This is a genomic window from Bifidobacterium amazonense (genome assembly GCF_018555435.2).
Taxonomy (GTDB): Bacteria; Actinomycetota; Actinomycetes; order Actinomycetales; family Bifidobacteriaceae; genus Bifidobacterium; species Bifidobacterium amazonense.
Genome location: NZ_JAFEJT020000008.1, coordinates 37,785 through 49,884, shown reverse-complemented (window position 1 = coordinate 49,884; position 12,100 = coordinate 37,785). Strand labels below are relative to the sequence as shown.

General features: G+C 67.1%; 9 protein-coding genes. All 9 read right to left on the bottom strand.

Annotated features, from left to right (window positions below; translation table 11 throughout):
* Positions 1-2: 2 nt before the first annotated feature.
* The 9 genes from JS533_RS03305 to pepN all read right to left on the bottom strand — a co-directional run bounded on the left by JS533_RS03305 (position 3) and on the right by pepN (position 12,079).
* Positions 3-743 (bottom strand): ABC transporter ATP-binding protein, encoded by a 741-nt coding sequence (locus tag JS533_RS03305; RefSeq protein ID WP_241513106.1) that lies wholly within the window; start codon positions 741-743, stop codon positions 3-5.
* On the bottom strand, positions 743-1,525 hold the full coding sequence (locus JS533_RS03300; RefSeq protein ID WP_241513105.1) for an ABC transporter ATP-binding protein: 783 nt from the start codon (positions 1,523-1,525) through the stop codon (positions 743-745). The genes JS533_RS03305 and JS533_RS03300 overlap by 1 nt, the downstream gene beginning before the upstream one ends.
* Positions 1,522-2,484, bottom strand: a complete 963-nt coding sequence (locus JS533_RS03295) for an ABC transporter permease (RefSeq protein WP_241513134.1) — start codon at positions 2,482-2,484, stop codon at positions 1,522-1,524. The genes JS533_RS03300 and JS533_RS03295 overlap by 4 nt, the downstream gene beginning before the upstream one ends.
* A 104-nt stretch (positions 2,485-2,588) precedes the next feature.
* Positions 2,589-3,566, bottom strand: coding sequence for an ABC transporter permease (locus JS533_RS03290; protein ID WP_241513104.1), 978 nt, complete (start codon positions 3,564-3,566; stop codon positions 2,589-2,591).
* A 167-nt stretch (positions 3,567-3,733) separates the two neighbouring features.
* Entirely contained in the window at positions 3,734-5,383 is a 1,650-nt protein-coding gene (locus tag JS533_RS03285; RefSeq protein ID WP_241513103.1) for an ABC transporter substrate-binding protein, read from the bottom strand.
* Between the two features lie 141 nt (positions 5,384-5,524).
* Positions 5,525-6,901, bottom strand: a complete 1,377-nt coding sequence (locus JS533_RS03280; protein ID WP_241513133.1) for a 3'-5' exonuclease family protein — start codon at positions 6,899-6,901, stop codon at positions 5,525-5,527.
* 77 nt (positions 6,902-6,978) lie between these two features.
* Positions 6,979-7,632, bottom strand: coding sequence for a peptide deformylase (locus tag JS533_RS03275; RefSeq protein WP_241513102.1), 654 nt, complete (start codon positions 7,630-7,632; stop codon positions 6,979-6,981).
* A gap of 53 nt (positions 7,633-7,685) precedes the next feature.
* The gene (gene glmM / locus JS533_RS03270) at positions 7,686-9,074 is read right to left on the bottom strand and encodes a phosphoglucosamine mutase (protein WP_241513101.1); all 1,389 of its coding nucleotides are present in this window, start codon (positions 9,072-9,074) and stop codon (positions 7,686-7,688) included.
* Between the two features lie 395 nt (positions 9,075-9,469).
* Positions 9,470-12,079, bottom strand: a complete 2,610-nt coding sequence (pepN, locus tag JS533_RS03265) for an aminopeptidase N (RefSeq protein ID WP_241513100.1) — start codon at positions 12,077-12,079, stop codon at positions 9,470-9,472.
* Positions 12,080-12,100 lie beyond the last annotated feature (21 nt).

The following is a 12,100-nucleotide window of genomic DNA, read 5'->3' as shown; positions in this document are numbered from 1 at the left end:
CGTCACAGCGAGGCGGCGGCGATGAGCTCGCGCGCGTAGGCGGACTGCGAGTCGCCGAGCACGGAGGCGGTCGGGCCGCATTCCTCGACGCGGCCGTCGTGCAGCACGAGGATGCGGTCGGCGATGTGCTGCACGACGCCGAGATCGTGCGACACCATGACCAACGCCGTTTCACGACGTGTTTCACGAATGGCGGCGAAGGCGTCGAGGATCTGGATGCGCGCGGCCACGTCGATGGCGCTCATCGGTTCGTCGGCGAGGATGACGCGCGGCTCGTTCACGATCGCGCGCGCGATGGCGACACGCTGCGCCTGCCCGCCCGACAGGTCGATCGGATACCGGCCGAGGAACACGGCCGGATCGAGGCCGACCGTGCGCAACGCCTCGGCGGCCCGGGCATCGATCTCGTCGCGGGACAGGTCTCGACGCTGGATGCGCAACGGTTCCGCGACCGACCGGGCCACGCGCCAGCGCGGATCGAGCGATGAGAACGGATCCTGGAACACGAGCCCGGATTCCCGGCGAATGTCGCCGCCGGCATAGGTGACCGTACCGGAGTCGGCGGTCTCAAGACCAAGCATGATGCGGGTCAGCGTGGATTTGCCCGAACCGGAGCCGCCGATCACGGCAAGGCATTCGCCCGGGTACACGTCGGCGGACACGTCGAACAGCACCTGACGGCGATCGGCGCGCCGCCCGAAATACTTGCTGACATTACGGACGGAAAGAATGGGAACGGTCATCACGCCTCCCCGCTTTCGACAAGGGACAGGGTACGGGCGGCGGAGACGAGTCGGTCGGTCTGCGTCGTGGACGGATGGTCGAGCAGCGCCGCGGTGTCGCCCGAATCGGCGATGCGGCCGCCGTCGAGCACATAGCAGCGGGTGGTCGCGTGGGCGAGCACGGCGAAGTCGTGCGTGATGAACAGCATGGACGCGCCCGCGTCGTCGACGAGCGAGACGAGCAGGTCGACGATCTGCCGTTGGACGATCGAGTCGAGCGCCGTGGTCGGCTCGTCGGCGATGATGAACCGCGGCGACGTGATCAGCGCGGTCGCGATGCCGACGCGCTGCTGTTGACCGCCGGAGAGCTGATGCGGGTATTTGCCGAGCACGTCGTCCGGCAGACCGACCTTGGCGATCATCGCGCGCACGCGGTCGAGCCGTTCGGTTTTCGTCAGGTCATAGTGCAGACGCAACGGCAATGCGATCTGCCGCGCGACCGTCGTCACCGGATTGAGCGACGCGGCCGGATTCTGGAACACCATGCCCATGTACCGTCCGCGCAGATCGGCCAGTTCCGCGTCACGCATGCCGACGACCTGCCTGTCGCCGACCCTGATCGATCCGGACACATGTGCGTTCGCCGGCAGCAGTCCCATGATCGAGCGCGAGATCATCGACTTGCCCGACCCGGACGAGCCGACCAGCCCGACGCGTTCCCCGTCGCCGACGTTCAGATCGACGTCGCGCACAATCGTCTTCCCGCCGATCGCCACGTTCAGTCCACGAATCTCAACGCTCACGCCGATCGCCTCCCCGCAACGTCCGTATCCGCCGTCCCTCGGACGGAGACGGCGGTACGTTGTCCGACCGTATGACTCGGCCGAGCGGCCCGGAGCGGGTCGGACAACGTACCGCCGTCGCAGTCCGCACCCGCAGCACCATCACGCAACTCCGCATTGACCATCGGATCAACCGCGTCGCGCAGCACATCGCCGAACACGTTGAGCGCGACGACTACCACCGTGACGATCAGTCCCGGCCACAGCACGGTCAGCGGGTACACGTTGATGAACTTGACCGACGTGGCCAGCGAATGCCCCCAGCTCGGCACGCCGCTCGGCACGCCGATGCCCAGATACGTGAGCCCGCTTTCGGCCAATACCGCCGTTCCCGCGGACAGCGACAGCTGCACGAGCAACACCGGCAGCGTGTTAGGCACGATATGCCGCACGAACGTCCACCAGCCGGACGCGCCGGAGGCGAGCGCCGCTTCGACGTACGACGACCGTGCAGCGAGCAGCGCGGCGGGCCGTGCGACGCGTGCCAGGTTCAGCCCGTAGCCGAAGCCGCAGGCGACGACGATCACGGTGACGGACGCACCGAGCGGCACGGCGAGGATCAGCGCGAGCAGCACGGTCGGGATCGAGATGAGCGCGTCGACGACGACCACGCTCGCGCCGGCGAGCGTGCCGTTGCGCGCGACCATCGCGGCGACGAGCAGCAGGCCGAACGCCGCGGCGAACAGGACGGTGAGCACGACGATGAGCAGGTTGGTGCGCGAGCCGGCCATGAGCCAGCTGAGCACGTCCGCGCCGGTACCGTCGGTGCCGAGCCAGTGCGCGGCGGACGGCGTGGCCCACACGTGGTACCCGTCGGTGGCGAGCAGCGGCTGCGGCGTCCAGAACAGCGAGACGAACGCGACGATGAGCCATAGTCCGAGCACGATGATCGAGAATTTGCCTTCGCCGCGCCGCCACATGCCGTGCAGCACGATCGCAGCCGTCGGACCGGCCGGTACGTTGGCGTTCACGCGAACGGTCGCCTGTGCGGCCGTGTGCGACGTGCGCGATGTCTTGTCGGATGTCATGCGGTCACCTCCGAAGCGTCCGCTGCCGTTGCCAGCCGCGGGTCGAGCGCGCGGTGCAGCAGGTCGACGATCAGGCCGACCAGCAGGAAGAACGCGGCGAGCATGAACAGTTCGCTCTGTACGGCGATCAGGTCGCGGTTGCCCACGTCGGTGACCAGTCCCGAGCCGATGCCGGGCAGGGCGAACAGGTTCTCAATGACCATGACGCCGGTGATCATTTCCGCGAACGTGAGGCCGATGACCGAGACGAGCTGCGGCATGGCGAGTCGCAGTCCGACGCCGATCACGGCCTGCGCGCGCGTCATGCCGCAGGCCATGGCCATGTCGATGCGCCCGGATCCGGCGATGTCGCCGAGCGCCGAACGCGTGTAGCGCATCAGCGACGCGCCGACGATGATGCCGACGGTGAGCGCCGGCAGGATCAGCGACCAGATGGCCTGTCCGGGCGCGGCCCATCCGTCGAGCGGGAAGCCCTGCGAGGGGAACAGTCCGATGAGTCCGGTGCCGCGCGAGAACAGCAGGATGAGCAGCAGTCCGCCCCACAATGCGGGAATCGCACCGCCGATCAGTCCGGCGACGTGGAACGCGGTACGGGCCGCGGACGAGCGTGCGAGCGTCGCCGCGACGCCGAGCGGCACGCCGATCGCGATCGCGATGAGCAGGCCGAGCACGATGAGCGGGAACGTGATCGACGCGCGTGCGGCGATCAGCGACGTGACGGACCGGCCGGTCAGGATCGACGTGCCGAAGTCGCCGCGCAGCAATCCACCCGCCCAGTCGATGTACTGCACGGGCAGCGGCCGGTTCAATCCGAACTGTTCGCGCAGCGCCTCGACGCGCGAGGCCGGCGAGTTGAGTCCCGCCATCACCGACGCGACGTCGCCCGGCAGCACGCGCAGCGCCGCGAACACGACGACGGACACGCCGAACAGCGCCGCCGCAAACAGCAGCAACCTGCGAACAACGAATCGCATATCACTTCCTTACATCAACGCGACATAACAACGTAACGAGCGTGAGGCTGGGATGTCCTGTTTCCGACCGTATGACTTGGCCGAGCGGCCCGGAGCGTGTCGGGAATAGGACATCCCAGCCTCACGCGGCCAACGCTGGAACAGGATATCCCCGTTACAACGACGAACTACTTCGTGTAGGTGACGTCGTAGAGCGGCAGGAGGGTCTGGTTGAGGTTGACCGGGAAGCCGGACACGCCGTTCGCCCATGCGGTGGTGACGCGGTAGTTGAACAGCCAGTCGGCGGGCGCGTCCTCGGAGACGAGCTTGGCGGCCTTGGCGAGCAGTTCGTCGCGCTGGTCGTCGCTGGTGGCGGCGATCGCCTGCGCGTACAGCTTCTGCACTTCGGCGTTGTCGTAGTTGTAGTAGTAGGTCGGGTCGGCCCACTGGTAGAAGTCGTGGCTTTCGTTGTGGTCGACGAGCGAGATGTCGTAGTCCTTGTTCGTGTACACGTCCTGCAGCCAGGTGGAGAATTCGACGACGTTGACCTTGAGGTCGATGCCGATCCTGGCGAGCTGCGAGCGCAGCTGGTCGCCGAGTTCGGTGCCGTAGATGTTCGCGTAGGTGAGGGTGAGCGTGAGCGGCTTGTCGGTGCTGTAGCCGGCCTCCTGCATGAGCGCCTTGGCCTTGGCTTCATCGTGCGGGTAGAGGCCGGTCAGGTCCTCGTAGCCGGGGTCGAGGGACGGGATGGGTCCGCCGAGTGCCTTGTCGGCGCCGCCGCGCGAGGCGATGAGCTCGTCGTGGTCGATGGCGTAGCGGATGGCCTGGCGCACGCGCTTGTCGGACGTGTTCTTGCCCTTGGAGTTGAACGCCATCACGTACTTGTCGGTGTCGTCGCCGGCCTTGACGGTGTAATGCTCGCTATCGGAGGTGAACGGCGATGCGAGGTTTTCGGTGATGGGCGCGAGTACCTGCACGTCGCCGGATTTGAGCGCGTTGACGGCCGCGTTGTCGTCGGCGAGGTATTTGACGATGACGGTCTGCGTCTTGGCCTTGTGCGTGCCCCAGTACTTCGGGTTGGCCTTGAGCGTGATCGAATCGTTGGCGACGAACTTGGAGACGGTGTACGGGCCGGAGCCGATCGCCTCGGTCTTCGCGTCGTAGGTCGCGTCCTTGTCGAAGACGAGGCCGGGGCGGCCGGTGAGCGTCCACAGCAGGTTCGAGTTGGCGGTGCTGAGCGTGATCGTCACGGTGTTCGCGTTGTCGTCGGCGGCGACGGACTTGACCATGCTGAGGCTGTCGGCGTCGTGGTACTGGTTCTTGATGAGCTGGTTGATGGACCAGCTCACGTCTTCGGCGGTGAGCGCGTCGCCGTTGGAGAACGTCATGTTCTCGTTGAGGTGGAACGTGTAGGTCAGGCCGTCCTTGCTTTCGTCCCAGCTTTTGGCGATGGCGGGCGTGACCTGGTTGTTTTCGTCGCGGGCGACGAGTCCTTCGTACACGTTGCCGATGAGGATCTGGTCGAGCGCGGAGCCGGACGTGTTGCGGATGTCGAGGTTGGTGGGGGCGAGTTTGAGGCCGATGGTGACGGTGTCGGCCGTCTTGCCGCCGGTTTCGACGGTGGATGGGTTGCCTTGCGCGTCCGTCTTGGGTTTGACGAGGTTGACGCCGATGGCGATGGCCGCGACGACGATGACGGCGATGACGGTCCACAGCCACCATGTGGGGCCGTGGTTCGGGGTTTTGGCGCGGTTTTCAAGGCTGGCGTCGGTGGTTGCTGCGGTTGCGTTGTCTGTGGTTGCGCCGGCGTTGCCGTGCGCACCGTTGGGTTCGGACATGTTCTTCCTCTTGGGTTGTCTGTAATGACTTGCGGCTGGCCGCCCGGCTTCGGGTCGACCGCCGCGAGTCATTATAGGCATGCCTGTGCGAGGAGCGTGGCGGCGTTGCCGCCGATTGCCGCGCGCCGGGCCGTCAGCTCGTCAGCGCCGGCGTCCGCAGCGTTTGCCGCCGACGCCGCCGACGCCGCCCGATCCCCATGGTCCGCGTCCTTCGGCGCGCAGTTCTCGGAGATGATGCTTCATCGCCACGAGCATGATGTGCGCGTCTTCGAGGCCGAGATGCCGTTCGTTGTGCTCCGCGGACAGCGCGCCCTGCCGTTTGGCGTATGAGTCGAGCTTGTTGTCGCCGTACGGGTGCTCGTCGTCGGGTTCGGAGCCGGGATCCCAGCGTTTGCTCATCGGCATGGTGTCGATGATGGTGATGTTGCCGGCACGGTAGCTTTCCGCATATCCGGCGACGTTGAGCATGAAGAACCCGTGTTCGAACGTCGCGTTGTGCGCCACGTACGGCTGCGCCTCGAGGCGGCGCAGGAGCCCCTGCTGGGCGGCGGGCCATTCTTCGAACAGTCGCAGGCCGCTTGCGGGGCCGCGTTCGCGCACGTCGATGCCGGTCAGGTCGCGGATGACCTTGTTGTCGAGCCGCGCGGCGCGTGCGGGCACGCCGAATGCGAGCCGCGACTGCCCGTAGGCGTCGCCGGCCTCGTAGTAGTCCTGCTCGTACCGGTAGGCGTTTCCCTGCGCGGGGGCGTCCGACGCCATGTTCATGAATTCGAAGCCGACGTCGATGATGTACACGCGGGCCGGATCGATGCCGGTGGTCTCGATGTCGATGCCCATGACGGCGTCGACGTCGCGGCCGGGCAGGTAGGCGTCGCGCCAGTCGGGCCGACGATAGTCACGCAGTCTCGCCTCGGAGTCGGCACGCGGAGATCGATCGTTGCGCGTCGGATCGCCGCCGCCGAACAGCGTGGCCGAACCGGCCTGCGACGTGGCGCCGCCGAGGTTGGCGCGCAGCATGTCGCGTCGTCCGGCCCGTTCCTGCTCGCGCTGTCTGCCGCGACGGTCGGCGCGCGCGTTCGCGACGTCGGCGCTGCGGTCCTGGATGTCGGCGAGCGCCGCATCGTTGCCGTCCGTGGCGTGCAGGACGGGCACGGTGGTGCGTCGGCGGCGTTCTTCGGTCACGGTCCAGCGGCCTTCGGCGACGCCGCGTTCGATGAGCAGCGCGATTTCGTCGTTGAGACGCCGGTTGGCGTAGGCGAGCGCGCGCGGCAGACGGTAGGACGAGATGATGCGGTCGAAGTCGGTCATGAACGCGGTGCTGCACTGCGCGATGACCGGCTCGAGCCGGTCGCGTACGGCGTAGTCGCGTGCGATCAGATCGTGCAGGTCGGATGCGGCTCCCGGTTCAAGATCGTCGTCGGACGCGCGGCCTACGCCGACGGCGAGGTCGAGCGAGCGGATCCAGTTCCAGTCGATCGCACGCCCGTCGGCGTCCTTCGGCATGGTGGCGGACCACATGCCGATGTCGTCCTTGGCTGATTCGAGCCATTCCAGTCCGGGGCGCGTCGTGCCCACGGATCGCGGACCGGCAGCGTTCACAGGTCGAATCCGAGCTCTTCGGCGGCCTCGGTGGGCACCGGATCCTCGGCCCACAGGTCCTCGAGGTTCTCGGTGGTGGCGAGCGAGCGGATCTCGGCCTTGTCGATGTACAGTTCGCCGCTCAGATGGTCGGTCTCGTGCTGGAAGATGCGGGCCGGCCAGCCGTGCAGATGCTCCTCGTGCTGTTTGCCGTCCTCGTCCTGCCAGCGGGCGGTGATGTCAAGCCAGCGCCTGCGCACGGCCTGATAGCCGTCGAAGCTCAGGCAGCCTTCGTAGAAGCTGCGGGTCTCCTCGCCGGCCGGCTCGTAGCTGGGGTTGATGATGACGTGGAACGGGAATTCGGCGATTTCACGCGGATCGTCCTCGTCGTCGCGCACATGGTCCTCGACGACGGCGAGCGCGAGGCCGAGGCCGATCTGCGTGGCGGCGAGACCGACGCCGGGCGCTTCGAGCATGGTGGTGTGCATGGTGTCGATGAGCTTGTCGAGCGTCTTGCGGCTCAGCTGGCCGGCATACGGCGCGGTTTCCTGGCGCAGGACGGGCTCGCCGGCCTGCACAATCGGCAGGATGTGCTCCTTGCCGCCGGTTTTGATGAGCTGTTCGACGGCGCGGTTGAGTTCGATGTCGACTTTGGAGTTCTTTCCAAACATATTCGTGGTGTTCCTTGTACGGGAGCTGATGATTTCGATGACGACCGGTCGGGTTACAGGGCAAGCTCGTCGGCGACGACCTTGGCGAGGCGGGCGCACACCTCGTCGGCCTGCTCCTGCGTGGCGGCCTCGGCCATGACGCGCACGAGCGGCTCGGTGCCGGAGGGGCGCAGCAGCACACGGCCGGTGTCGCCGAGCAGCTTCTCCTCGCGTTCGACGGCGGCCTGCACCTTCGCGTTGGTGGTGGCGGCCATCTTGTCGACGTTCGGCACGTTGACGAGCGTCTGCGGCAGCTGCGGGAAGTCGGCGGCGAGCTCCTTGAGGCTCTTGCCGGAGCGGACGACCTCGTTGCACAGGGTGAGCGCGGTGAGCGTGCCGTCGCCGGTGGTGGCGAATTCGCGGTTGATGACGTGGCCGGACTGTTCGCCGCCGAGCGTGTAGCCGCCGCGCAGCATCTCCTCGAGCACGTAGCGGTCGCCGACGGCGGTCTGCACGGTCTTGATGCCCATGTCGCGCAGGGCGAGCTTCAAACCGAGGTTGCTCATGACGGTGACGACGAGCGTGTTGTCGGCGAGCTTGCCGGCTTCCTTCTTGGCACGGGCGAGGATGCCCATGATCTGATCGCCGTTGACCATGTTGCCGTCCTCGTCGACCGCGAGGCAGCGGTCGGCGTCGCCGTCGAACGCGACGCCCATCACCGCGTCGGTGGCCTTGACCATGGCCTGCAGCTGCTCGGGGTGCGTGGAGCCGGCGTGCTTGTTGATGTTGTATCCGTCCGGCGAGGCGTTGATGACCATGACCTCGGCGCCGGCGCGACGCAGCGCCTCGGGGGCGACCACGGAGGTGGCGCCGTTGGCGCAGTCGGCCACGATCTTGAGGCCCTTGAGCGGCTTGGGCTGGGTCTTGTCCGGGTTGAGCGGGGCGATGGTGGAGACCAGATGGTCGATGTACAGGTTGGTGGCGGTCACCGTGTCGTGGCTGACGCGGCCGACGCCGGCGCCGGTCGGACGCTCCCAGTCCTGGCCGAGCACGGCCTCGATCTCGTCCTCCTTGGCGTCGGGCAGCTTGAAGCCGCCGCGGGCGAAGAACTTGATGCCGTTGTCGGGCATCGGGTTGTGGGAGGCGGAGATGACGGCGCCCATCTCGACGTTGAGCACGCTGGTCAGGTAGGCGACGCCCGGCGTGGGGATGATGCCCGCGTCGATCACGTCGAAGCCGCCGGCGGACATGCCCGCGGACAGCGCGGAGGCGAGGAAGTCGCCGGACACACGCGTGTCGCGGCCCACGAGCGCGCGGCGGCGTCCCTCCGGCTGGTTCTCGTCGCGGGCGCCGGCCTTGCCGAGCACGCGCACGGCCGCGTCTCCCAGATCGAGCGCGAGCCTTGCGGTCAGGTCGCGGTTCGCCAATCCTCGTACACCATCGGTTCCAAACATCTTCGGCATGTCGATACTTCCTCTACCCATGAGTGGTCGTTTACCGCAACCCATCGTACCCAACCGGCCCGTCCCCGTCACTCCCCCACGCGCAACACTGCCCGTTTTCCTCGCATTTCGTTCGAACGGCCGGCCTTTCACCGGTCCGGGCGGCCGATGCCGGCATCGACGCGGAATCGAAAAACGCCCGGTTCCCGGATTCGTTGCGCTGACTGGGCCTAAGCGCAAGGAATCCGGGAGATCAGCCCCGGTTTCCCGGATTCCTTGCATTGACCGGCCCTCAATGCAACAAATCCGGGACGAGTGGCCTCGTATCCCGGATTTGTCGCGCGGCGCAGGCCGCTTCATGTCACAGGCCGCTCTCGCGTCATGGGCCGCCGAAGCGGCCCCGACCGTCGTGCGCCTTACAGCGCCGCGTTGAAGTCGCGGACCTTGAGGGTGCGCTGCGAGGATTCCACGTTGCCGCGGATGATGCGCTGCAGCGCGTTGTCGGCGGTCTCGTGGCTGGACAGCCACGCGTTGCCGAGCTCGACGAGCGTGGCCGGGTCGGCGTAGATCGGGTACAGACCCTCGAGCAGCGCCTCGGCCATGTGGAACGTCTTGTGCTCCCAGATCCAGTCGACGGTCGCGAAGTACTGCTCCGCGTACGGCTGGGCCAGATCGGCGCGCGGGGTGGCGGCGAATCCACGGGCCACGGCCTCGAGCTGCGAGTTGGTCAGCTCGTCGTTGTTGAGCGCCTGGTCCCACGCCCACGCCTTCGCGTCGGCCGTGCCGCGCACCGCGCGGGCGCCGTAGGCGAACTCGCGGTTCTCGGTGGTGTCGCGCTTGGCGAGCTGCGCGTCGATGTCGGCCTCGTCGAACACGTTCACCGAGGCGAGCGCGTTGACGAGCGTCCAGCTGAAGTTGTTGTCGATCTCAAGGCCGTCGAGCTTGACCGTGCCGTCGAGCAGGCCCTTCGCGTTGGCGGCGAACGCCTCGTCGCCCTCCTCGCCGTAGCCGAGGTAGGCGGTGGCGAGCTGGAACTGCTGGTCGGAGCCGGCCGGCGCGGCGGAGGCGAGCTTCCACAGTTCGGCGGCCACATGCTCGATGACCTCGGCGCGGGAGGCCGGCGCGGTGTAGTGCCATGCGGCGGTGCTCATGCAGCCGAGCGCGTAGCGGAACGTGGTCGACTCTGTTTCGGTGGCGAGCAGTCGCAGCGTGGTGTCGACGAACTCGGCGGCGGCCAGTTCGCCGTCGCGGGTCATGTCCCACAGCGCGAGCCAGATCACGGCGCGGGCGAGCGCGTCGTCGAAACGGTGCAGGTTCTCGATCGCGAACGCGAGCGACGCGTCGTCGAAGCGCAGCTTGGTGTACGTCAGGTCATCGTCGTTCACGAGGATGAGCGCCGGACGCCTGCGGCCCGCGGCCGCGGCGACGGACGTCTCCTCGCCGTCGACGTCGAGTTCGAAACGGTCGGTGCGCACGATCCTGCCGGTGGCCGGATCCTCGTCGTAGAAGCCGACGGCGAGACGGTGCGAACGCAGCACCGGGTGCTCGATCGGCGCGCTCTGCTTGAGCGTGAGCGATTCGATCGTGCCGTCGGCCGCGGTCTCGACCTCGGTGGCGATCGTGTTGATGCCGGACTGTTCGAGCCACTGGGCGCTCCACGCCTTCAGGTCGCGGCCGGAGGTGAGCTCCAGCTCGCCCAGCAGGTCGGCGAGGGTCGCGTTGGAGTACGCGTGCTTGTTGAGATACGCGTTGATGCCCTTGAAGAACTTCTCGCGGCCCACGTAGAACGCGAGCTGCTTCAAGACGGAGGCGCCCTTGGCGTAGGTGATGCCGTCGAAGTTGACGTACGTGTCGTTGAGGTCGTTGATCGGGGCGACGATCGGGTGCGTGGTGGACAGCTGGTCCTGGCGCAGCGCCCAGCTCTTCTCGCCGGAGCAGAACGTGGCCCACGCGTCGTGCCATTCGGTCGCCTCGGCGGTGGCGAGCGTGGACGTGAACTCGGCGAACGACTCGTTGAGCCACAGGTCGTTCCACCACTTCATCGTCACGTAGTCGCCGAACCACATGTGGGCGAGCTCGTGCAGCACGGTGACGACGCGGCGTTCGGCGAGCGCGTCGGTGACCTTCGAATCGAACACGTAGGAGTCGCGGATGGTGACCATGCCGATGTTCTCCATCGCGCCCGCGTTGTACTCGGGCACGTAGATCTGGTCGAACTTGGCGTACGGGTAGGGCACGCCCCACGTCTTGTCGTAGAACGCGAAGCCCTTCTTGGTGATGTCGAACAGGTAGTCGACGTCCTTGGCGAACGCGTCGGCGAGCGAGCGGCGGCAGTACTGGGCCATCGGCACGACGCGGCCGTCCTCGTTGCGGTAGGCGGTGTGCCATTCGGCGTACGGGCCGGCGCAGATCGCGGTCAGGTAGGAGCTCATGACCGGCGTGGTCTCGAACGTCCAGTGCTTGACGGCTTCGGCCTCATGGTCGCCGAGCGTGCCGTCCTCGGTGGTGCGGTCGGTCGCGTCGACGGACTTGACCGGCATGTTCGAGGTGACGATCCAGCTGGAGGCGGCGAGCACGTCGAAGTCGAACGTGGCCTTGAGGTCGGGCTGGTCGAACACGGCGTAGACGCGGCGCGCGTCCGGTACTTCGAACTGGGAGTACAGATAGACGTTGCCGTCGGACGGGTCGACGGAGCGGTGCAGGCCCTCGCCGGTGTTGGAGTAGCGGCACAGCGCCTTGACGACGACCTCGTTGTGCTCCTTGAGGTCGGTCAGTTCGATACGACTGTCGGCGTAGGCCATGGCCGGGTCGAGGGCGACGCCGTTGAGCGTGATTTCGGACACTTCGTCGGCGATCAGGTCGAGGAAGGTGGAGGCGCCCGGCTTGGCGTCGAACGTGATGACGGCGGTGGATCCGAAGTTCTTCGCGCCGACGGTCAGGTCGAGCGAGACGGCGTAGTGGATGGGCGCCGCGACGACGGCCTTGCGCTCTTCGGCTTCGATGCGGGTGAGGTTTGCTCCTGGCATGTCACTCCTTGTTTCAATCGT

What these genes read in the sequence shown, in the direction of transcription:
- JS533_RS03305 (WP_241513106.1), bottom strand. Translation starts at nt 743, where the DNA reads ATGACCGTTCCCATTCTTTCCGTCCGTAATGTCAGCAAGTATTTCGGG.
- JS533_RS03295 (WP_241513134.1), bottom strand. Translation starts at nt 2,484, where the DNA reads ATGTGGCGGCGCGGCGAAGGCAAATTCTCGATCATCGTGCTCGGACTA.
- JS533_RS03290 (WP_241513104.1), bottom strand. Translation starts at nt 3,566, where the DNA reads ATGCGATTCGTTGTTCGCAGGTTGCTGCTGTTTGCGGCGGCGCTGTTC.
- JS533_RS03285 (WP_241513103.1), bottom strand. Translation starts at nt 5,383, where the DNA reads ATGTCCGAACCCAACGGTGCGCACGGCAACGCCGGCGCAACCACAGAC.
- JS533_RS03280 (WP_241513133.1), bottom strand. Translation starts at nt 6,901, where the DNA reads ATGTGGTCCGCCACCATGCCGAAGGACGCCGACGGGCGTGCGATCGAC.
- JS533_RS03275 (WP_241513102.1), bottom strand. Translation starts at nt 7,632, where the DNA reads ATGTTTGGAAAGAACTCCAAAGTCGACATCGAACTCAACCGCGCCGTC.
- glmM (WP_241513101.1), bottom strand. Translation starts at nt 9,074, where the DNA reads ATGCCGAAGATGTTTGGAACCGATGGTGTACGAGGATTGGCGAACCGC.
- pepN (WP_241513100.1), bottom strand. Translation starts at nt 12,079, where the DNA reads ATGCCAGGAGCAAACCTCACCCGCATCGAAGCCGAAGAGCGCAAGGCC.